This is a genomic window from Flavobacterium sp. HBTb2-11-1 (genome assembly GCF_009826975.1).
Taxonomy (GTDB): Bacteria; Bacteroidota; Bacteroidia; order Flavobacteriales; family Flavobacteriaceae; genus Flavobacterium.
In genome coordinates this window covers 87860-110222 of sequence record NZ_WUMO01000003.1, presented here as the reverse complement: position 1 = coordinate 110222, position 22363 = coordinate 87860, and the positions used below count along the sequence as shown (strand labels likewise).

The following is a 22363-nucleotide window of genomic DNA, read 5'->3' as shown; positions in this document are numbered from 1 at the left end:
AAAAATGTTTTTTTTTGTGTTTCGTCCCGTAGGGACGTTTGGTTGGTTTATTAGATTTCCTTCAAAATCAAATCGGCTACAACATCTATTGCCTGGTCAATAATGCCTTCAGGAGTTCCTTTAAATTCAAAACGTTTGGCAATTTGTTTTTCTCCAAGGATAATATGGATAAAAATAGTCCCTACAGGTTTTGACTCACTTTCACTTCCCCCTGGCGTTGTCAGTCCTGTTAAACCAACACAAATATCTGAATTAATGTAGCGATAAAAATTTTGCGCCATTAACTTGGTAACTTCTGCAGATTCTGCACTATACTGTTCAATAGTTCCCCACGGAATATGTAACAAATCTTCCTTCATTGAAGTGTGATAACATACAATTCCTCCTATGAGAATTCTTCCGGAATTAATAACTCTCGAAAACTCATAACACATTTTTCCGGCAGAGGCGCTTTCTGCAAATGCTATTGTTAAGTTCTTTTCGATTAAAGTCTGACAGCACGCGGTTACCTTTTCTGATGGCATATTGATTTCGATTTAATTACACATTATTTTACTTCAAATGTAAATTGTTACCAGAGATTAAACTTACATAATTTCTTACAATATTTACATTATAAGTAACTGTTAATTATGCAACTATCATTTATTTTTCTATAAAGACTTCCTTCTTATTACGTGGTAAATTTGTAAATACAGCTTTTTAAAGTCACTAGTATAAGCCGAAAAATAATTTAAAACCAGAAAAATGATGTGACTTTTAAAAGCTACGATAAGACAATTACAGTAAACTGTAAGGAATTAAAGGTCTTCTTTTATGAAGATTCAATCTTGAAAAAGTAATAATCTAAAAAATAGTATTATGGAAAAGCAACACAACCATGATTATGGTCAATTTGATCCTGATTATATCGAACAAAATACTCTTGTTGACGGTACTTACTCTAATGAAGACGAGTTCAAACAAGTTTTGAAAAAACATGACAATCGAGAATTTGGCGAAAGCGATCCTGATTATTATGAACAAAATACGCTGGTTGACAATGACAATTATGCACGTGATGAAGATCCATATCAATATCAGGAAGAGTTTATTGAAGATCCATCGCATCCTAAAGGAGATTTTGAACCTAATACTAATATCCGTTCAGAGAATATTCCTAATCAGGAAAGAATCATCAATGAAGATGATGCCATTACAAACGATGGCAAACAAGATGATTTAAATGATGAATATGATCCTGATTTGGATTATGAAAATGATCTGGAAAAAGACGTCGATCTGGATAAGGATGAAGAATTGGACGATTTTGATGCAGAACATTATCCTGAAAATCACCCGAGAGAATAACAAAATTTCGTAAATTGTAAAGCATTAAGTGATATGACTTTAGCCACTCAAATTGTCTGGCTTTTTGTACTAGCGATTCCAATTGCTTGCATCAGCTGGACTGTCACACACGAAGAGATTTTTAGAGAACCGCATGAATGGTGTGTCAGACATTCTAAAAATGACAAATACATACTGTCAAGGAAGTTTTTTTATCTCCTTACGTGTGAATATTGCTTTAGTCATTACGTTACAATTGCGTTTCTGATTATCTGCGATTATAAACTTTTGTTAAATGACTGGAGAGGATATATTTTGGCAGGGTTTTCTCTAGTTTTTATGGCAAATGTTTATATGAGTCTTTTTGCTCTTTTGCGCCAAGCCATAAAAAAGGAAAAGGTCGAAATTGAGAAAATTGAGAGTGAAACTGACACTGAAAACAGTAAAAATTAAAAATAACAAATAAGTAAAATTAAAATTAATTGGCATTATGGAGAATTTAAATTTTATAGACCCATTATTACACGGAATTAAACCTGAAAGCAAACCGTTAAATCTGTCAGTAAAACAAATGGTATGTGTTGGCGTTGGTGCTCTTTTAGCATCGGCAGTTTTGAAGAAAATGGGACATCCAAAAGCAAGTGCTGTTGTAGGAAGTCTTGCATTACCAATTTTGGCATCGGCATGTTATAAAAAATATAGTCAAGTATCTAAAGACAAAATTGATGCTCAATCAAGCAGCGGTATCGAATACAATCACTAAAATTTTATAAACCATAATAAAAAAAGAGCGCTTATATGTGAAATAAGCGCTCTTTTTTATTCGCTACTGGATTAATTTATATTTCCTTCTACCCAGTTTAATGCTTTATTAAAATCAACTTTTTTATAACCACGAAACTCACCGGGAACAATATAGCTAAATCCATTTGTGAAAGAAATGATTTCGTCTGTATCCGTAACGATTGCTGCCCTATTCCATTTTCCAAGATTTTTCAAGCCAAGAAGAGCATCTTGAAGCCAAGCACCTGCCGTAAAATTCTCAATGTCAGTATCTAAAACCAACAAAAAATTAATTTCATTTGTCTGTTTTACCAAATGCTCAACGGCTGGAGTTACTGTTGTCACAAAATCTTCTTTTGTTACTTCCGCCAATGCTCTAAAGGCAACAATATTATCTGTAGTATCGATCTGATGTATCATGATTTTTATATTTTGAGTTATTAATGAGTTTTATTTTAACATTTTAATGATGTTTCAAAGCTATCTCAAATATACTCATTATCAACCTGATAACACTTACATTTAACTATTCGTTTATTATATTTTTTTAAGTTCTTTTTAAAGATACTAAGGTTCTGAGATGCTAAGATTCTAAGTTTCCTTTTACAGACTTAAATTTTTATTAGTGGGAAAGGAAAAACTTTGGTTTAGATGAACTGCAGTGCATCTCTACAGTGCAGAAAAAAACTTAGAATCTTAACATCTCAGAACCTTAGCATCTAAAAAAAAAGCCTGCTTTTTTGAAAACAGGCTTTTTGGAAAAAAATAAAAAAAACTAACACACAAACTTTAAAGATTTTAAGTGACAAAGTTTTTTAATTGCTAAAAAATTCATTGTAAATATTTAATGTTAGATTTAGCGCTTTAATTTGTGCCTTTGCACCTTTGTCACTTTGTTACTTTGTTACTCTAAAAAACAAACTTAATTGTATCCTTGGTTTTGTTTAAACTCCTTGGTCACGTCGATTGTCGATTGTGGAATTGGGAATACTCTTCTGTAAGGTTGTGAAGCAGCTTTTGCAGTTCCAGGAAGATCAAATTTTCCAAAACGGATCATTTGAGGTCTTCTATATAATTCCCAGTATAATTCAAAACCAATCTCGTTGTATAAAACGGTCTGGTCAATTGCTGTCAAAGCTTTACCTGGCGTACTTCCATATAATGATTCTCTTTTTCTGCTTGTGCGCAATTTGTTCAAATCTTCCATGGCCTGAGCTGTATTTCCTTTTCTGAAATACGCTTCGGCTCTCATCGTGTAAATTCCGCCTAGACGATATAACGGAATATCAACATTACTGTTTCCGTTTCCTCCTTCTGGGTCAAATTCATATTTAAAAATACGTGCTCCTTGATTGATTTCATTTTGAGCAAAAACAGCCTGAGCTGGATTCTTAAAAGTCAAAGAAGGCGTAAAATCCATTCTTGTTGTTGTGCTTTTTTCCATGTATAATGGAGAGACTTTTATACGTCCGTTAAGCATTTCCAATGAACCAGAAGACAATAGGATTGAACCGTATTGTGGTCCGTACTGGATTCCTCTATTGAAGTGGAACCAAGGCAAATTGGCACTTTTAGGTACAATATCTGTTGCTGGAACACTTACATCTGTACCGTCATTTTTAAACCAAGTTCCGTCAGAATATTGGTATTTTTGCTGAAATCTCGGATCATCATGATTTCCATCCCATGTTGCAAAAAACTCAGGAGTTGTACAAGCCGCATTGGTTCCTCTATTTGCAGCAGAAGTTCTCTGGTTACGCTCCATACACACATAAGCAAAACTGTTTGAACCATTTCTGATGTAATCGATCTTTTGAGAAATAGCAAAAATCAATTCTTTTCCTTTATCATTGTCTCTTGCAAAGTTTTTGAAATAATCACTTTCTAAAGAATATTTTCCAGAATCAATCAGCAATGAAGTATAATAAATTACCCGATCCATATCTGTTCCTGTACCCGTTGCTGCCGCTTCAGTAAAATTAAAGCTTGAAGATGCATTATAACGATCTTTAAAAACAGCACGATTCAAATACATCTGCGCTAAAAATCCATACGCCGCTTCTTTTGTAAATCTTCCATGATGCGTCTGCTGTGTTCCCATTTCTGCCAAATCTGGCAATAAAGCTTCTACATCTTTTATCAATTGATCAATTTGCGTATCGGCTTTTAAAATCTGTAAAGGCGCATTCGGATTCATCGGGTCTCTATAAGGCGCTTGACCGTACAAATCTAAAGTCGTGTATAAATAATATGCTAAAAGTCCTTTCGCTTCCGCTAAAAACAATTTCTTCTCTGGAATTGAACTTTCTTCAACTGATTGAATAGCCGTTAGGGAACGCGTAATTCCGTTTGTCAATTTATTCCAGTTATCTACCACAATTGCATTATCCGATTTCCAAGTAAACTCATGCATGTCTCTCCATTTTCCTCCGTCTCCCCAGTCACTTCCGCGAGTTGGCAAAATGGCTTCGTCTGTCGTATATTCTTGTAAAGAGAAAACACCGCCATGATCTACAAAAGTTCCGTCTCCCAAACGATCATAAGCTGCCGCCAAAGCTCCAGCAGGATTTGAAGCGTCTTCTCCTAAAACCTCATCCAGCACCACTTCGTCAAGATTCGTACAGCTTGCAAAAAGCCATATAAAAGAAAATATCGCTAATGTTTTTATATTAAAAATAGTATTTGTCTTCATAATAATTATAGTTTTAAAGTTGCTCCAAAACTGAATGTTCTAGAAGTTGGATAACTCGCATAATCAATACCGATAGATTGATTTCCTCCATTAGATTTCGGACTGTTGATTAACGGATCGTAACCTGTGTAATTGGTAATCGTAATTAAGTTTTGACCTGTAATATAAAGTGTTAATCCGTTGATCCAGTTCAATCCTTTTAAATCAAAATTGTAACCAATACGAGCTGTATTCAATCGGATAAAGTCTGATTTTTCTAAGAATAAAGTGGACAAAATTGGTGAATTTGCAGGATTTGCCCCAGACTCATAATAATTTGTCGCTACGTTGCGGTCAGATGCCAAGTTGTTGATATTTAATGCATTTAAACCTGTATTATTCAATAAATAGCCTCCCGTTTGTCCGATAATAGAAAATGAGAATGTAAAGTTTTTGTATCTCATATCACTATTAAATCCGTAGTAGAAAGTTGGTAAAGCTCCTTCGATAATGATTCTATCGCTATTGTCAATTTTACCATCTCCGTTTTGATCTTTAAAGATATTTGCTCCATTGGCATCAAAACCAATGTGTTCCAACAAATAGAATGATCCTGCTGCGTATCCGCTTTTGTAGATATTCGCATTTACACCCGATTGCCCAGGACCAGAAATTGTTCCTGTCAAAATTTCTGAAACCGGAAGATCTTCAATTTTATTATGAAGCGTTGCTCCATTCATATCAATATTCCAAGAGAAGTTTTTAGTGTCCACTATTTTTGAACCTAACATAAACTCGATTCCTTTATTGATGATTTTACCGTCAATATTTGTCCAGATTGTAGTCGTTGGACTCAAAGCTTGAGATGGAACATTTAAAATCGCATCGGTAGTCGTTTTATTGAAATAATCTAATGTTCCATATAACTTGTCATTCCATAAATTGAAATCTAGACCAACGTTATATTGCGTTACAACCTCCCATTTCAAATCAGGATTTGGTGTTCTGTTTACAGAAACTCCATTCACTAGATTTAAATCGTCGTATAAATAATATCCATCAGCTCCAGACAAAGAATAACTAGCTTGCGTAATTTTATTTTCAACCTCTTGGTTTCCTGTTTGTCCCCAGCTTGCTCTTAGTTTTAAATTGTTCAAAGTAGAAGAATCTCTCAAGAAACTTTCGTTAGCAATATTCCATCCTAAGGCAAATGATGGGAAATAACCATATTTGTTGTTTTTACCAAAACGAGTAGAACCATCACCTCTCATTGAAGCTGTTAAAAGATATCTGTTATCAAAACTGTAATTCAATCTTCCGAAATAAGACTGCAATTCATTTTCCTGCGCGTAACCTGTTGTTCCAGATTGCGTGCCTTTAAAACCAGGATTGATTGAAGGCGGAACTCCCTCACCTTGATTTGCGATTCCGTCAATGCTGAAACTTGTACCCGATCTTTCAAATTTTTGGTATGAAAAACCTCCTAAAGCTTCAATTTTATGTTTATCTAAATTCAAATTGTACGTTAGATAATGCTCAACTAAAGAGTTTTTAGAGTCTAAATTATTCTGAACATATTTCCCTTTCGGATTCAAATCGGTTAAGTTTGGAAAAATGGTTGTGTTTCTCTCCGCCATCGAACGATCGACACCAATGTTCAATTTATATTCTAATCCGTCAATAATTCTAAGAGACGCTTCTAAGTTTCCTAAAACTCTTAAAGTTCTAGTCTGATCTTGGTAAATGCTCAACAAATACGCTGGGTTGTAATGCGCATTCATATTGAAATTGGTATAATTTCCATTCGCATCAAAAACAGAACGGGTCGGGTTTGCCATTAAAGTATGCACAATCAATTGTCCGTTAGAACCACCGTCATCACTTGTTGGAACTCCATTATCTTTAGTTTCACTCGCCGTAAGATTCATTTTTACTTTCAAACGTTTGTTATCCAAAAACGATTCAGTAGCATTGATTCTTCCAGAAAGACGTTTGAAATTACTGTTGCGAACCACACCTTCCTGATCCATTTGAGCAATCGAAGCATAATAATTTCCAGATTCTGTCTGTTTAGAAAAAGACAGCGAATTGTTTGTCGTAATAGCTGTTCTGTAAATTACATCTTGCCAATCTGTATTTCCGCCGTGATCAAACGCTTTGTCTTTAATTGCATTTCTGTATTCGCCAGCGCTTAAAACATCAAGTTTGTTAGCCACAGTTGCAACTCCTGTATAAGTATCAAAAGTTAATGTTCCTTCTCCTTTAGAACCTTTTTTAGTGGTTACCAAAACCACTCCGTTAGATCCTCTTGCTCCATAAATGGCAGAAGCCGACGCATCTTTCAAAACCGTAATCGATTCGATATCGCTTGTATTCAAAAAGTTCAATGGATTTTTTGCTGAAGAAGTTCCAAATCCAACATTACTTCCCGACGGACTCACATCGTCATTAGACAAAGGCACACCATCTACAACAAACAACGGCGTACTTCCGCTTCTAATAGATCCAACTCCACGAATTGTTACGTTTACCCCCGCTCCTGGCTCACCGCTAGTATTTACAACACGCACACCAGCCACTTTTCCTTGTATTAAATTGTCTACAGAAACGTTTACACCTTGTTTGAAGTTTGCTGCTTCCAATTGTGTAACCGCACCAGTAACGTCTTTTTTAGATTGTTTTCCGTAACCTACAACCAAAACCTCGTTTAATTCCGCTGTATTTGGATCTAATTGAATGGTCATAAAACCAGTTTGTACGGCAACTGTTTTAGTTTTATAACCCATATAAGAAATGTCAATCGTTTTTCCTTCTCCAACTGTAATTTCAAATTCTCCATCGAAATTAGTTACCGTTGAATTTGACGAACTTGTTTCTGTAATTGTTGCTCCAGGAATCGGCAGTTTATTTTCATCGACCACTTTTCCTTTTACTTTAATTCTGTCAACCGCTTTAGTATTAACTGCTTTTGGCGCAGCTGTTTTTTGAATTAAAACTAGTTTTCCGTTAATGTTATAATTAAAATTGGCTTTTTTAGAAAGATCATTCAAAATCGCCGTAATAGACTCACTGTTATAATTTACTGCATAAACTGTATTATCAGCAATTACAGCTTGTCCATAACTGAATTTGTAGTCAGTCTGCTGCGTTAATTTTGAAAAAATAGAGACAAGGGTAGCTTTTTCTATTTTATTTGTTACTTTTGGCTCTTTTAGCAAATTAGTTTTACTATAACCGCTCTGAAAGGCAAGTAAAGCTAGAACTAAAAAGACAAAACTCTTTAGATTTAAATAAGAAGGTTTAAAATACATGATTTAAGTAATTGTTTTTACGATGCTTAATTATTAATAGCAGTTGTTCCCGCAACTGCTTTTTTGTTTTTAATCCACTTTTACTATTTCGCCATAAACTTTGAATTTTAGGTTTGTGATATAATTTATTTGCTCCAAAACATTTTCTAATGTCGCGTCCTTCTTGATGAATACCGTTAACGGCGTTGCTAATACGTATTTGTCATCATACTCAAATGAAACTCCGTATTTGTATTGTAAAATGGTGATTACTTGTTTTAAAGTAGTTTGCTCCAACGTCACATCTTCATTATACCAATTCACCAAAAAAGCTTTATCAGCCATTTGTTTGGTTAACTTTTGAGACTCAAATAAAGCTTCCTGATTCGGTACTAAATCAACACTTTGTCCTTTTCCTGAAACATTTACTTTTCCGGTTACTACGATTACCTTACAGTTTAATTTTGATAATTGAATGTGAAATGAAGTTCCTACAACTCTGGTTTGTATTTCACCAGAATGAATAATAAAAGGATGCTGTTTGTCTTTGGCAACTTCAAAAAACGCGTTTCCTTTTAGTAAAGAAACCGTTCTTTGATCGCCTTCAAATTTTTCAGGATACTGAAATGATGAGTTTGCTGCCAGATAAATTTTCGAACCGTCACTTAATTGGATAGATTTGGGAATCGATGACGTTTTAAATGTGATTTGTTTTTGGTTTAAAACATTTGGTCTCAAGAAAAATCCTAAACCAAGTAGAAAAAGAATGCTGGCAGCAGCTATATATTTTAAATAAGGACGGAAAGATCTCTTTCTTCCAATTCTTAATTGAATTTCTTCATAGATATTTTGAGATTCGATTTCTGGGTTTCCCATAAAATCATTATCCCATTTTGAATTCTGATATTCGCTAAAAGCAAAATCATGTAATAAATTTTCTTCTGCCGACGAAGTTTTTCCTCGCGAACTTTTATCCAGCAGATATTCTAAACTATGTTTGATTCTTTTTATCATAATACTTATTACTGCCTATCAGTGTAATTTTTCAACACATAGAATCATAGTTTTTCGCTGTTTGTTAAAGGCGTTTCACTAGTTTAAATAATCATAGTTGTATAGCTATGTGTAAAAACTAGTTTTTTTAAATACCTTTTATTAAAAAGAAAAATCTATGTTTCTATGTGTTAAAACAAAAATTGCTAATTACACTTAACAGACTATTGTTTTATATAAGTACCAGAATCACGAAATCGTACTATCACCAAATATTATGAAAACATCAAGCGAAAGTTATTTTAAAATTTTTGATTGAAAATAATGAAAGGAGCTAGCCAAGCTAAGTCTTTTAAGCCTTCTCGAAGTTGTTTCACCGCCGATGAAATCTGATTTTTTACGGTTTGTTTAGAAATTCCAAGTTCTTCTGCAATCTGATCGATTGTCATATCCTGAAATTTATACATCAGCAAAACTTCTTTTCTCTTTTCTGGAAGTTTGTCCAATAGAGAATAAAGTAGATCCATAATTTCTGGATCAATTGTTGAAAAATTATCTATAATGTAGTCTTCAAATTTTTCTTCTAAAATAGTCTTATCAAAACGATTGTTCTGGTAATGTTTGAAAACCTGATTCTTAACCGCACGAAACAAAAACGGTTCAATTGCATTAATATTCAGTTCTTCTTTTCTCTCCCATAAATCCACAAAAACATCCTGAACAATGTTCTGTGCCAAGTCTTTATCCTGAGTCATCGTATAAGAAAAAGCGTTGAGCTTTTTCCAATATTGGTTATACGTCTGTTCAAAAATTTCAGGATTATTCATACGGCAATTAGAGGCTTTATACTATCGTAAAATAAGGAAATGAAACTCCAATCTTTTTTGTGTCAATGTTATCTTTAAATTAAAAAACAAACACATTTGATGTAGAAATACTACTTTTTTCAAGCAGAAATAGGAATGTCTTTGCGATTTCTTTTTATTAAACTAACATCAAAATCGAGCATGACATTTAATTTAGTCACTTTCAAAAAATGGAATTTTCTTTTGATGCGTCCCAGTCAAACAGTTTTAATTACATTTTAGAATTATGAAATCATTCTTGTTCACTTTATTATTTGCCAGTGCTTTAAATTTAAGTGCTCAAATGCAAAACGACAATCTGAAAATTAACCAAATTCAGGTTATCGGATCACATAACAGTTATCGTCACGCGATTGAAACTGACTTATACAATCTTATTCAAGCTAGAGATACTTCTCGTTCGCTTAAAGGTTTGCAATACACTCACATTAGCATTACCGATCAATTAAACAAAGGTTTGCGAAATCTGGAAATTGATATTTTTGCTGACGCGAAAGGCGGAAAATATGCGCACCCGAAAGGTTTGGAAATTGCGAAATCTGAAGAAGCTTACGACCCAAACGGACTAATGAAAAAACCAGGTTTCAAGGTTTTCCATATGCCAGATATCGATTTTAGAACTTCTTGCTATACTTTCGAAATCTGCCTTCAGGAATTGAAAAAATGGTCAGATGCCAATCCAAATCATATTCCTGTTTTCATTACTCTAGAACCAAAAGACGGCGATGCTAATTTCTTCGGAACAAAACCAGAAGATTTCACCACAGCAGTTTTTGACGAAATGGACAAAGTAATCCGAAAAGAATTAGGAAAAGACAAACTGATTACGCCAGACATGGTTCGCGGAAAATATAAAACACTCGAAGAAGCGGTTTTGCATAACAATTGGCCAACATTAAAAGAGGCAAAAGGAAGATTTTTATTCTTATTAGATAATAACGGCGTAAAAAGAGATTTGTACGCATTGAATCATCCGTCCCTTAAGGGACGCGCCGTTTTTATTAACGCCAAACCAGGAAAACCAGAGGCCGCAGCTTTGTTCAGAAACAATTCTGAAGATCCACAAATTGAAGATTTAGTTAAAAAAGGCTATTTAATAAGAACTAGAGCCGATTCTGATACCAAAGAAGCGCGCGCCAATGATTATTCGCATTTTGAAGCTGCTAAAAAATCAGGTGCACAAATCATCACAACCGATTATTATCTGCCAAGCACTTTCTTTAATTCTCCTTATCAGATTAAATATGATGATGGAAGTTATGTTAGAAATAATCCTGTAAACGTGCCTTAATTTTTAACCGTTTTTTTAACGCAAAGGACACAAAGAGTTACGCAAAGTTCGCAAAGATTTTTTTCTTAAGATTTTGCACAGCAAAAACAAAGTCCGCAAAGCTTTATCCATATAGTTTTTCAGATATAGCCTGCGGTTTCAACCGCAAGAACGCACAGAGAGGAATATACGTCATGTTCCCGCGGTTGAAACCGCGGGCTATGTTAAAAATTGAATTTGATATTTTAAAAAAAATATAAAATCTACAAAGCTTTGTGGACTTATTTATTTTATAAATCATACTCAAAATCTTTGCGTTCTCTGCGAAAAAACTTTGCGCTCTTTGCGTTAAAAAACAATACGAAACCTATGAATTCAAGATATACAATATTATACATGTTAGTGCTCCTAGTTTTTTTCAATAATGTCGCATCAGCACAAAAAGTAAAAAACCTCAACGGAACACAAATCGCATTTCTTTCAGATGTACATCTACAGGATTTATTCGGCAGTTTTTCTGACTCCGATTACAAAGGCGTTCTAAATCCTAAGACGGGAGAACATGTTTTAATTCGAACCATGTCATCTCAGTTGCATTCCACTAGAATCTTCAATGAAAATTATTTTGCATTTATAGCTGCTTTAGAAGATATCGCAAAACGAAAAATAAAATATGTGGCACTCCCCGGAGATTATACCGATGACGGACAACCAATTCACGTTCGCGGACTAGCTACAATATTAGAACAATACACCAAAAAATACGGAATAGAATTCTTCATCACCACAGGAAATCATGATCCAGTTGGGCCTTTTGCTCAAGAATCAGGCAAAGAAGATTTCTTAGGAAATGATGGTAAAAGCCAGCCCATTTTTAGCAAAGACGGCCTTTATAAGCCCAATTTAAACATCGAACAGCCAGTAGTTGTTACAGCCGATATTGCTAAAATGGGTTATTTAGGAATTACAGATCAGCTTCATGATTTTGGTTTTCATCCCAATAAAAAATACAAATTCTGGGCAACTCCGTTTTCTTCTTATACAAGCAAAAATTATACATTCGAAAAAGCTTTAGAAAGTTCAAAATTGGCAAATCGCGTATACGAAGTAGCTCCAGATTACGAAGTTCCAGATGTTAGTTATGTCGTAGAACCTATCGACGGACTTTGGTTAATGGCGATTGATGGAAATGTTTATATTCCGAAGAAAAATGCTTCTGCAGAAAAAGATTCTAAAAATTACAGCGAAGCCAGTACAGGTTATAACAATGTGCTTTCTAACAAAAAACATCTCATAAAATGGGTTGAGACGATTTCGGCGGAAGCCAAAAAACAAGGAAAAACCTTGATCGCTTTCAGCCATTTTCCAATGATTGATTTTAACGATGACGCTTCCGCAGAAATAAAAGAATTGCTTGGCCCTAACAAATGGCAGTTAAACCGTGTTCCTGTTGAAGAAGTAGCACAAGTTTTTGCAGATGCAGGACTAAAAATTCATTTTGGCGGACATATGCATATTAATGATACAGGAGTTCGAACTTCTGCAAAAGGAAATACTTTGGTTAATATTCAGACGCCATCGCTTGCGGCCTATATTCCCGCTTACAAATTATTGACTTTCAAAAAAGATAATCTTGTAGATATTCAAACCATTACTACAGATGATGTTCCGAGATACAACGAACTTTTTGATTTGTATAAAATGGAATATCAATTTCTAGAAAGTCAAAATGCACAAGACATTTGGAATATTGATATTTTAAAAACAAAAAACTATCACGATTTTACCGATTTTCATTTAAAAGAATTAGTACGTCTTCGATTCTTAAAAGACGATTGGCCTTCTGCTTTCAAAGATTTTATAATGAATGTTTCTGCAAAAGATTTGCTTGTTTTGGCCAGTATGCAATCGGATAAAGATTTTGATTTTATTCTTAAAAATAAAGATCAATTTCAAAAACAATGGAATGAGGCTGAAGCAAAATCAGAAAAAGTTCTATCTCAAAACAATCTCAAAAAAGAAAATTTTAATTGGACGGGTTATGATCTTCTAGTAGATTTTTATCGTTTTAGAAGTGCTGATGAATTGGCTTTAGCCGATGTTGGAATTCAAAGAGCAAAAGAATACAAAGTCTTATCTCATTTATTTTTAGAAGGTTCTAAAGCAGATCTTTCAAAAGACACTGCGCTGCAAAAACAGATGAAATTATTTCTTATTATCTTCAATAAATTTATGCATGAAATCCCAGCAGATCATTTTACAGTTGACTTGAAAAATGGGGGCGTTAAAAGCCTCAAATGATTCTTTTTTTTTACCGCAAAGCACGCAAAGATTTTTTATCTCTGTAAACTTATAAAAACGCAAAGTTCGCAAAGCTAAACTCAAAACTTTGCGAACTTTTTATTTTATAAAATTTAACTTAAAAAAACTTTGCGCTCTTTGCGTAAACCTTTGCGTGCTTTGCGGTTTAAAAAAAGACTATTATGGTTAAACAAAAGGCTATCATTTCTGACAGCCTTTATCACATTAAAACCTAAAATTTAATGTATCTAAAACCATTATGGCAAATGGGTTAGTATTATTTTTTAATAAAACGTCTTACCGTTTTGATTCCGTTTTTCTCAACTGAAATTAGATAAATTCCTGTTTTTAAAGTAGAAACATCAATACTGTTATTGTTTACAGTTTGAGAGAAAACAGTTGCTCCGCCTTCTGTGTTGATGACATTTACATTTCCGCCAGAAACCTCTGTACTAAAGAAAAGCTGGCTTTCAGTTGGATTTGGATAAACTTCCAAACTTGCAATTGATTGTTCTGTAGTTGGCGCAGCTGTTCTTGCCGTTGAACCCGATTTTGTTATTCTAAACCAGTTGATATTAAAACCAGTATTTTGAACATAGATTCCAAAATTATACGTTCCTGCATTTACGTTTACGGTTTGCGTAATCGTCTGCCAATTTTGCCATCCTCCTGTATTTGGAACATTTATGGCACCAAGCTGAATCGTTCCTGCATTTAAATCAGATGATAATCTACCGCCTGTAACCGCACTTGAAACGCGATATTCTATTTGATATGAACCAGAAGTTGGAAAATTAATATTGTAATACGCCATCCAGTCTCCTGTATCGCAATATCCAACGTTTAAACCTCCACCTGTATCAGTTGTTGCTTCGGTTTGAACCCCACTCATCGTATTGTAATTTTCGGCTTGAATTAAAGTTCCTGTTCCTGGAGAAGTACCTCCAGTAATTACCTGATTAATGGCATTCAACAAAGATTTTGTTCCTGTTGCATCTTGAGACAATTCCCAAATCATAACTCCTCCCGCATTCTGAATAGCAAAAGTTGTTTTTTGTTTGATGGTTGGAATTCCGTTATAATAAATCGTATTTCCTACCTGATCTAGATTTTCAGCTCCTGGATATTGCGCTACGATATTCGCATAAGAAATTCCCTGATTGGCAGAAGCGCCAAAACCGTAGCCATAAAACGGAAGTCCAATAATAGCTTTACTTGCTGGTAATCCTCTTCCTGTCCAGTAATTAAATTGGTTTACTGCCATGCTGTAAGGAGAATGCTGACCCGGATTGTTTGGCGCCCAAGGCCCAGTTGCATCATAAGCCATAATGTTGATCCAGTCGTAAGCCGCAAAAGTAGATGAAGGTACATTGGCACCACCATATCCTTCTGAAAGCGCTGCTGAAATCAATTTGCCATTGGCATGCAATTTATTAGCCAAAGCGATTACAAATCCGCCGTAATCTCCGTTAATTGCTGGACCTTCCAAATCAACGTCTACTCCATCAAAATTGTGAGCCACTACATAATCGTAGATTTTCTGGATAAAAGCCGTTCTATTGGCTGGCGTTATTAAATTAAAATAATTATCGCGAATTGGTCCGCCTTCTGAAACAGAACCTCCTCCTAGCGATACAAAAACTTTAACGTTTTGGGCATGCGCCGCATTGATAATGGCATTACTTCCTGAATTAAAGCTTAAATAACCATTTGCATCAGGATTTTCGAATGCAATATTAATATGCGTCAATTTACTGTACTGAATCGTACTTGAAAAGGCATTCAAATCAATCCAGTTCGGAACATAAGCTATTACTTTCTTTTGGGCCGAAACTAAATTAAAAGCCCCCAACACTAAAATAATCATGCATTTCTGCAGCATTCTTCGGTAATTGTTTTTCATAATAATTGTTTTAATAGATTAATAAACTCGTAAACATGGGACGGTTATTTGAGTTATATATTTTGATTTAAGATTTCAGACTTTAGATTTTTTGATTTGATTTATAATCTAATACCGTAGAACTAACACTACGTAAATTATGATCTAAATCTAAAGCCTGAGATCACTTTTTAAAACTATTTCTTTATGAATCGCTTGATGGTTTGCTTACCATCTTTCTCAAAAACTATAAAATAGATTCCTTTTCTAAGATGCGAAACATCAAAACTATTGTTGGTTATTTTTTGTGAAGACAAAGTAGTTCCAGTTTGAGAATCCACAATTTTTGCAGTTTCTCCAGAAAGATCTGTGGTAACAAAAAGAGTATTTTCTACTGGACTTGGATAAACATTTAAAACCGTTTCTTCTGGTTCTTCTATTGTTTCAGCTGCCGCCATTCTAGCTGTTCCTGCCACTTTTGTAATTTTAATCCAGTTAATATTCATTCCCGTATTCTGAATGTAGATTCCGAAATTATACGTTCCTGCGTTTACATTTACGGTTTGCGAAACAGTCTGCCAATTTTGCCAACCCCCTGTATTCGGAATATCAACATTTCCTAAAACAATTGCTCCTGCATTCAAATCAGAAGATAATCTTCCACCTGTAACTGCGCTTGCTACTCGGTATTCAATTAAATAAGATCCTGTTGTTGGGAAATTAATATTGTTATACGCTAACCAGTCTCCAGTTTCTGTATAACCAACATTTGAACCGCCGCCTGTATCTGTAGTTGCTTCGACTTGAATACCGCTCATCGCTGAATAATCTTCTGCTTGAATCAATACTGAAGTTTGTGAACTTGTTGCGGGAACTAATTTCCATTGTCCGCAAGTTTGGTTGTTATTATCCCACTGCTGAACAATTGCGCCAGAAGCTGTACTTGCTCCTGCAACCTCAACAATTCTTCCGCTATGACGGGCAACAATTTTATAATAGCCATCTCCAGTAGAAACTAAAATAAACTGCTGATTTGTTGTGGCGTTATACGGATACTGCTCTACTCTTGCACCATTGGCCTTATTAAAATTATTGATATCCATTGACATACCGCTATGGTTCGCAATGATTTTATACATTCCGTCTCCTAAATGCGTAAAAGTAAATTTCTGATTGTTTCCAGAATTCAAAGCGCCTTGATTGATTCCTGCTCCGTTTGACATGCTAGAATTCCAAACATCCATGTATAAACCACTGTTTCTGTTTTGAAGAAAGAAAGTCTGATTTCCTAAAGTTGCCGTTCCGTTTGCTATAACTCTAATAGAACTCACTTTATCATTCCAAGTCGTATTCAAACAAGAATTATCAGAATTGATTACGGTTGAAGCCCCTCCAAAATTATCGTCTTGATATAAAATCGCCTGATAACCTTGAGTGATTTTAAGTGAAGAAATATCATCATTTAAAACTCCTAACGAATTCAAACGAGCCAGATTATAATCTCCAATTGTTAATCCGCCTGAGAATCCTGTATAATTGCAATCTTTATAAACTGTGATTACATCTGTCGATGCTGGAACCGAAGGCGTTGTAAGTCCATAATAACCTCCAAACGTAGCGATAACTTTTGTCGGCTGTGGCGAATGAAGCGATGGCGATTGATCGGCAACATCATCATAAGCAAAACCGTAAGCTAAATTATCGATATTAATTCCTGGCAAATGCCAAAATTTAGAATAATGATTGGTTGGGTTTGTTTGATAATATTTTGATGCATCGTACCAATTCTGCTGTCCCGGATTTGCCGTTGTAGTGTTTACCACATGACGGTTGATCGCAGCCGTTAATTGAGCTTGAATTACTAAATCCAGATCTCCGTCAACCAATCTCCTGTCCAAAACACCTTTTCCTTCAAGAGCTTCCTGAGTCGTTGGTCGATTTTGAACGCGTCCAGTTCTTCCAACAAAAGCTCCAGATTGCCCAACCATTTCCAGTTGTTCTCCAATAACTCTTCCTTTAAAAACTCCGGCATCTCCTGCATAAAATATTAAATCTTCATTTTTGTATTTGTTCCAAATCGCGTCGATATACGATTTTAAATAATTGGCGTATGGGCCCGATCCTTCAGCATAAGCTGAAGTTTTTGACGGAGCAGTAATTTCTCCTGTTGCATCGTTTACACAACCTTGAAATTCTGCTGGAACATTCGCTTTAAAAGCGGCAACAATATCGGCGTGTTTTTTCAAATCGCCTACTTTCTTTTGATATCCGTTAGCGCCAAACAACTCCAATCCCATTGGATATTTGTATGAATCTACCCTTGTTGGATTTCCGAAGAAACCGTATTGATTATTGGTCAATTCGATCATTTCATACAAAATTCCCTGATTTGGATCTGTAGCATTCTGCGGATTTGGCGAAGCATACCCCGAAGGCGCTCCGCTGGCACCGAAAAAGTAAAAATACAATTGAGAGCCTTTAGAAATAAAAACTCGACATCCCGCAATTAAAGGTAATGTGAAAGTTTTGTTTGGAATTTCACTTAGCTTGGTAAAACAGGCTGCATATTTTGAGTTTTGTCCTGGACCTGTATTTCCACCATAAGTTGGTCCTGTAACGGTATTGTAAGAAGCATTCATTGGTAGAACCTGACTTGTTTTGGCATTTACCCAAACATGGTTTCCTGTGGTATAGTCGATTCCGACAATGGCCACATAAAGATCGCTGTCTGCGAAAGTGGAATTATTACTGATTGTAAATGGCACAGGCCCTTGAGCATGCGTCAGGCTTGAAAACACTAAAAAGAGTGCTGTCAATAAAGAAAATCTTTGAAGTCTAATTTTTTTCATATTTAAATAATTTGAGATTAATAAATAGATTTTAAACCAAAGCCATTTTCAAATTAATGACTAAATAATCCGTTAGGTGCAATTGGTATTTCTTTAAATTGCACCCAACGGATTTAAAAAATTACTTCTTAATCAGCTTTTTAGTCCAGCTTTTTTGATCTGATTTGAAGTTTAGAATATAAATTCCTCTGCGAAGTTTACTTACGTCAATTACGCTTTCATTTCCTTGAGGTTTGTTCTGTAAAATCAAAGTTCCTGTGTTGTCATAAATGGTAATGACTTTATTGTCTAAGTTATCAGGAGATGAAACTTGAACATAATTATTCGTCGGATTTGGATATACTGCAAAAACAGCTTCTTCCGTTTGAGGTTCTTCTTCAACATTCAAAGCCATTCTAGCTGTTGATGAAGATCCGTAAGCTTCAATTTCATACAATGAATATCCGTAAGGAGCCAAAGCTTTTGCTGTACATAAAATACGCAGATATCTTCCTGTTCCGCTTACTGCTAAATCATCAGTTCCGCCATCGCTTGCTGTTTGCGTATTGATAGTTTCGCTTTCTGTGAAAACATTATCTGCAGACAACTGCACTTTGTATTGCGTTGCATAAGCCGCTTCCCATTTTAATACGACACGGTTAAGCGTATAATTGCTTCCTAAATCAACATAAATCCATTCTGTAGCATTGGCAAAAGAGCTTGCCCATCTTGATGCTGCGCCATCTCCGTCAGTTGCTTTACTAGCCGAAAGCGTTACATTTTCTTCTGTAGAAGCTGTTGCTGTTTTTCCTAAAGCTAAATTCACATTAGGGTTTGCTGTAATATTTCTAACCGTTACATCGCTGAAAACTCCTGTTGCTAATGTTCCGTTAGCGTGAGAGGTAACTGCCATTCCCACATAAATTGTGTTCGCCATTGCAATTGTTTTTGGCGTTCCAACTTGTGTCCATGTAGTTCCGTTATCAGAAGCATAAGAAGTAAATACATTTCCTGATCTTACCAAACGAACCCATTTTGGAGCAGCTCCTGTTGTAACCGTAGCAGTTGTTACTCCCGAAGTAGTATCGCGAGTTAAAAACTCAATTCCTGCCGCAGCACTTGCATCTGTTATAGCATGTTTTGAAGTTGCTGTAAGCGTTTCACGAAACATTACACCTGCTTTTGCATACGTATTAGTGTTGGTTAATGAATTAACTTTAGCAATAATTTCGGCATCTCCAGTTATAGACTGATTTACAAACTGAAATTGATCGCTTGTGTCCCAAATATCATTTCCTGCTCCTTTGATCGTGTAAGTACCATTAGAATGTGTCGCTTCTCCTGCTGGCGTAACAGCACCTAAATCTGTACTAATCCAAGGCGAAGGCAATCCTGCTGGAGTTTCTGTAGACACTAAATTTAGAGCTCTTAAATTGTCAAAATAATAAGTGTTTCCAGAATTAGTTCCTGGTTCAAACAAGAAAACAAAACGGTTAACATCATTATCTGGCGTCGAAGCATCTGGCGTACTTACATACGTAAAAGTAATGGTATGCCAAGCGTTGCTTTGTTTTACAACTCCTTGATAAATACTGTGTCTTCCAACAGGATAATTGGACGGAACCGAAGCGCTGCTTTCTGCCTGCCATGAAATAATAGAGCCTACTGGCGCAGAAGTGTAAACATCCATCGCGAATTTTTTTGTTCCCGCTTTAAAATCTCCAATATTGTTTAAAGTCGTATTGAATGAGAAATTATCATACAATTCTGTTGACTTACGAACGTATTTTCCAACATTCGAGGAAGTATTAATGCCGCTTGCATTTGGATTTGCCGTATTTGGCGTATAAGTCCCAATCGCATCTCTAAAAGTAATATTGTGAATCGTTTGATAATCTTCATATACCACACCTGGCGTAAAAGTATCTGGAAGTTTAGTCGAACCAATTCTGATATTATCAAAATAATAGGTATCGCTTGTGTACGAACCTGAATTAAACAATAAAACCATTTGATTTACAGCTAAGTTTGAAGTTCCAGCATCCGGACTGGAATTATAATAGAAAGTTAATGTTTCCCATTGATTTTGTTTGGTTGTAATGGCTACATAATTACTATTTCTTCCTGTCGGATAATTGGCTGGAAGCGAAGTCGCGCTGTTTTCAAAATTCATGCTTACAACCGTACCAATTGGTGCTGTTGTATACACATCAATCATAATTTTATTGGTTTGATTTTTAAATAAACCAGCATCTTCGATTGAAGTTTGTGTATTAAAGAAAAGTACATCGTATTGCTCTGATGCATTTCGAACATACCTTGCCACATTTGCAGAAGAGTTAACCGAATTTGAACCCGGATTTGCCACAACAGAATATGTTCCAGTTGTAGTTCCCTTTATGATTTTATTGGCTCCATCATAGTTTTGCAGAACATCTGTGGCTACAATTGGTTTTTCTGGCGCCGCTTTTGTCAGCAAATTATCAAAATAATACGTTGCTCCAGAATTAGAATTTGATTCAAAAAGAATCACTACATTATTAATCGCCAAAGCACTTGTATTTGGATCGATTACTTTTTCGAACTCAAATTCAATGGTTTCCCATTTGTTCTGAACTGTTGTTGTTGCTTTAAAACCGCTATGTCTCCCTAACGGATAATTGGTTGCAGTGGTTACATTGCTATTTTCCAGCTGCATGGATATTTTTGTTCCAACTGGAGCCGAAGTATAAATATCAAACGAAAGCCTTTTTCTTCCGTAAACATAATCGTTCGCATTCGTAATCGTTACATTTCTGATATTCAAAACATCATACAATTCGCTTGAATTTCTAACGTATTTTCCAACCAAAGCCGATGTATTAATTCCAGTTGCAGAAGGATTCGCAACAGCTTCTGTCAAAACTCCAGTTTTTACAGGATACAATACATTTCGATTGCTTTGAAAATCTTCATGTATTTTTTCAACTGGCAAGGCAGGTTCGGTTGTAACCGCCAGTTTGTAGGTATTGACATTACAGCCTGAAACTGTTGCCGCTACAGAAACATCTCCTCCAGAAGTTCCCCAATTTACAGTAATCGAATTTGTTCCCTGTCCTGATGCAATTGTTGCTCCTGCTGGAACAGTCCAGTTGTAGGTCGCCCCCGCAATTGCATTTACAGAATAGGTTTTACTAGTTTCATTTTGGTACACTTTGTTATCGCCTGTTACCGCATATTTAAAACTCCCATCGTAAACACGAACATAATCGACTTGTAATTTTGCTGGGAAATCGGCAGGAATAGGCTCAACTCCTGCACCGTTTACTCTCGTGTAAGGCGTTCCATAGCTTCCAACTGCTAAATTCAGAATAATATAAAAATTGTTGTCATTAAAAGGCCATCCTCCATTTACCGTCGTATTTGGGGTTGCAGTGTGAAATAACACATCATCAACAAACCATTTAATGATATTTGGACCCCATTCTACAGCATACACATGAAAATCAGCCGATAAATCAATTGGAGAACTATAACTTCTTCCTGTAAACTGATAGCCACCGCCATCGTAATGAATAGTTCCATCTATAGATTTCGGGTTTCTATGTTTGGCTTCCATAATATCAATTTCTCCTGTAAAAGGCCAGTTTCCTCCTACTGGCAACATCCAAAAAGCTGGCCAAGCGCCCATTCCGTTAGAAAGTTTCATACGCGCTTCTACTCTTCCATATTTAAGCGAATATTTTCCTTCGGTAGTTAGTTTTGAAGAAGCATACGGCTGATCAGGAAATTGCGAACTCGGCGCATATTTTGCTTCAATATTTAAGTAGCTGTTTGTTCCTTCTTTTACAATTGTTGCCTGATTGGGATCGTAGCGCTGTGCCTCAGCATTTCCAAATCCGCAAAGCGACGGACATCCATTTCCTGAGATACTTTGCCATTTGGTCAAATCTACCGTAGTGCCATTAAATTCATCAGACCAGACAAGCGTATTACATTGGGCCTGAGTCTTAAGAAATGGCAGCAATAAGAATAAAACTGCCAGACAAAATTGTTTAAATAAATAAGAATTGCTTTTCGGTGGTCGGCCGAAAAAAAAGTCATTTTGCTTCATTTTTGATAGGTTTTTAGTTAGTAAATGTTATTTCATCAATACATTCAATTTGAAAAA

14 protein-coding genes are annotated in these 22363 nt (G+C 35.4%); 5 read left to right on the top strand and 9 right to left on the bottom strand.

Annotated elements, in window-relative coordinates:
* Positions 1–50: 50 nt before the first annotated feature.
* Positions 51–524 (bottom strand): CinA family protein, encoded by a 474-nt coding sequence (locus tag GR162_RS07880; protein ID WP_160781670.1) that lies wholly within the window; start codon positions 522–524, stop codon positions 51–53.
* A 337-nt stretch (positions 525–861) separates the two neighbouring features.
* Here GR162_RS07880 and GR162_RS07875 point away from each other — a divergent pair, with 337 nt between their 5' ends.
* The 3 genes from GR162_RS07875 to GR162_RS07865 are packed head-to-tail and all read left to right on the top strand — an operon-like array spanning position 862 to position 2092.
* Positions 862–1350 carry a hypothetical protein gene (locus GR162_RS07875; protein ID WP_160781669.1) on the top strand — a complete coding sequence of 163 codons (489 nt, stop codon included), beginning with the start codon at positions 862–864 and terminating at the stop codon, positions 1348–1350.
* 33 nt (positions 1351–1383) lie between these two features.
* Complete coding sequence (locus GR162_RS07870) at positions 1384–1782, top strand: hypothetical protein (RefSeq protein ID WP_111367219.1); 399 nt, start codon at positions 1384–1386, stop codon at positions 1780–1782.
* Between the two features lie 37 nt (positions 1783–1819).
* Positions 1820–2092, top strand: a complete 273-nt coding sequence (locus GR162_RS07865; protein WP_160781668.1) for a PrgI family protein — start codon at positions 1820–1822, stop codon at positions 2090–2092.
* Between the two features lie 71 nt (positions 2093–2163).
* Here the strand turns inward: GR162_RS07865 and GR162_RS07860 are convergent, their stop codons facing one another.
* From GR162_RS07860 to GR162_RS07840, 5 genes are all read right to left on the bottom strand, one after another.
* A complete protein-coding gene (locus tag GR162_RS07860) occupies positions 2164–2532 on the bottom strand; it encodes an STAS/SEC14 domain-containing protein (protein ID WP_066034288.1) in 369 nt (122 codons plus the stop codon).
* A 502-nt stretch (positions 2533–3034) separates the two neighbouring features.
* On the bottom strand, positions 3035–4804 hold the full coding sequence (locus GR162_RS07855; protein ID WP_160781667.1) for a RagB/SusD family nutrient uptake outer membrane protein: 1770 nt from the start codon (positions 4802–4804) through the stop codon (positions 3035–3037).
* A gap of 5 nt (positions 4805–4809) precedes the next feature.
* A complete protein-coding gene (locus GR162_RS07850) occupies positions 4810–8094 on the bottom strand; it encodes a SusC/RagA family TonB-linked outer membrane protein (RefSeq protein WP_160781666.1) in 3285 nt (1094 codons plus the stop codon).
* A 69-nt stretch (positions 8095–8163) separates the two neighbouring features.
* Complete coding sequence (locus GR162_RS07845; RefSeq protein ID WP_160781665.1) at positions 8164–9087, bottom strand: FecR family protein; 924 nt, start codon at positions 9085–9087, stop codon at positions 8164–8166.
* Between the two features lie 281 nt (positions 9088–9368).
* Positions 9369–9893, bottom strand: coding sequence for an RNA polymerase sigma-70 factor (locus tag GR162_RS07840; protein WP_066034284.1), 525 nt, complete (start codon positions 9891–9893; stop codon positions 9369–9371).
* Positions 9894–10158: 265 nt separating this feature from the next.
* Here GR162_RS07840 and GR162_RS07835 point away from each other — a divergent pair, with 265 nt between their 5' ends.
* Both GR162_RS07835 and GR162_RS07830 read left to right on the top strand, forming a co-directional pair.
* Positions 10159–11223 (top strand): phosphatidylinositol-specific phospholipase C1-like protein, encoded by a 1065-nt coding sequence (locus GR162_RS07835; RefSeq protein ID WP_160781664.1) that lies wholly within the window; start codon positions 10159–10161, stop codon positions 11221–11223.
* A 348-nt stretch (positions 11224–11571) separates the two neighbouring features.
* Positions 11572–13503, top strand: a complete 1932-nt coding sequence (locus GR162_RS07830; RefSeq protein WP_160781663.1) for a metallophosphoesterase — start codon at positions 11572–11574, stop codon at positions 13501–13503.
* A gap of 277 nt (positions 13504–13780) precedes the next feature.
* Here the strand turns inward: GR162_RS07830 and GR162_RS07825 are convergent, their stop codons facing one another.
* The 3 genes from GR162_RS07825 to GR162_RS07815 form a co-directional block, all read right to left on the bottom strand.
* Positions 13781–15406: a glycosyl hydrolase family 18 protein gene (locus tag GR162_RS07825; protein WP_008467574.1), complete on the bottom strand. Its 1626-nt coding sequence runs from the start codon at positions 15404–15406 to the stop codon at positions 13781–13783.
* 176 nt (positions 15407–15582) lie between these two features.
* Positions 15583–18234 (bottom strand): beta-1,3-glucanase family protein, encoded by a 2652-nt coding sequence (locus GR162_RS07820; RefSeq protein ID WP_160781662.1) that lies wholly within the window; start codon positions 18232–18234, stop codon positions 15583–15585.
* Positions 18235–18355: 121 nt separating this feature from the next.
* Positions 18356–22306 (bottom strand): family 16 glycosylhydrolase, encoded by a 3951-nt coding sequence (locus tag GR162_RS07815; RefSeq protein WP_160781661.1) that lies wholly within the window; start codon positions 22304–22306, stop codon positions 18356–18358.
* Between the last annotated feature and the right edge of the window lie 57 nt (positions 22307–22363).

What these genes read in the sequence shown, in the direction of transcription:
- GR162_RS07880 (WP_160781670.1), bottom strand. Translation starts at nt 524, where the DNA reads ATGCCATCAGAAAAGGTAACCGCGTGCTGTCAGACTTTAATCGAAAAG.
- GR162_RS07875 (WP_160781669.1), top strand. Translation starts at nt 862, where the DNA reads ATGGAAAAGCAACACAACCATGATTATGGTCAATTTGATCCTGATTAT.
- GR162_RS07870 (WP_111367219.1), top strand. Translation starts at nt 1,384, where the DNA reads ATGACTTTAGCCACTCAAATTGTCTGGCTTTTTGTACTAGCGATTCCA.
- GR162_RS07865 (WP_160781668.1), top strand. Translation starts at nt 1,820, where the DNA reads ATGGAGAATTTAAATTTTATAGACCCATTATTACACGGAATTAAACCT.
- GR162_RS07860 (WP_066034288.1), bottom strand. Translation starts at nt 2,532, where the DNA reads ATGATACATCAGATCGATACTACAGATAATATTGTTGCCTTTAGAGCA.
- GR162_RS07855 (WP_160781667.1), bottom strand. Translation starts at nt 4,804, where the DNA reads ATGAAGACAAATACTATTTTTAATATAAAAACATTAGCGATATTTTCT.
- GR162_RS07850 (WP_160781666.1), bottom strand. Translation starts at nt 8,094, where the DNA reads ATGTATTTTAAACCTTCTTATTTAAATCTAAAGAGTTTTGTCTTTTTA.
- GR162_RS07845 (WP_160781665.1), bottom strand. Translation starts at nt 9,087, where the DNA reads ATGATAAAAAGAATCAAACATAGTTTAGAATATCTGCTGGATAAAAGT.
- GR162_RS07840 (WP_066034284.1), bottom strand. Translation starts at nt 9,893, where the DNA reads ATGAATAATCCTGAAATTTTTGAACAGACGTATAACCAATATTGGAAA.
- GR162_RS07835 (WP_160781664.1), top strand. Translation starts at nt 10,159, where the DNA reads ATGAAATCATTCTTGTTCACTTTATTATTTGCCAGTGCTTTAAATTTA.
- GR162_RS07830 (WP_160781663.1), top strand. Translation starts at nt 11,572, where the DNA reads ATGAATTCAAGATATACAATATTATACATGTTAGTGCTCCTAGTTTTT.
- GR162_RS07825 (WP_008467574.1), bottom strand. Translation starts at nt 15,406, where the DNA reads ATGAAAAACAATTACCGAAGAATGCTGCAGAAATGCATGATTATTTTA.
- GR162_RS07820 (WP_160781662.1), bottom strand. Translation starts at nt 18,234, where the DNA reads ATGAAAAAAATTAGACTTCAAAGATTTTCTTTATTGACAGCACTCTTT.
- GR162_RS07815 (WP_160781661.1), bottom strand. Translation starts at nt 22,306, where the DNA reads ATGAAGCAAAATGACTTTTTTTTCGGCCGACCACCGAAAAGCAATTCT.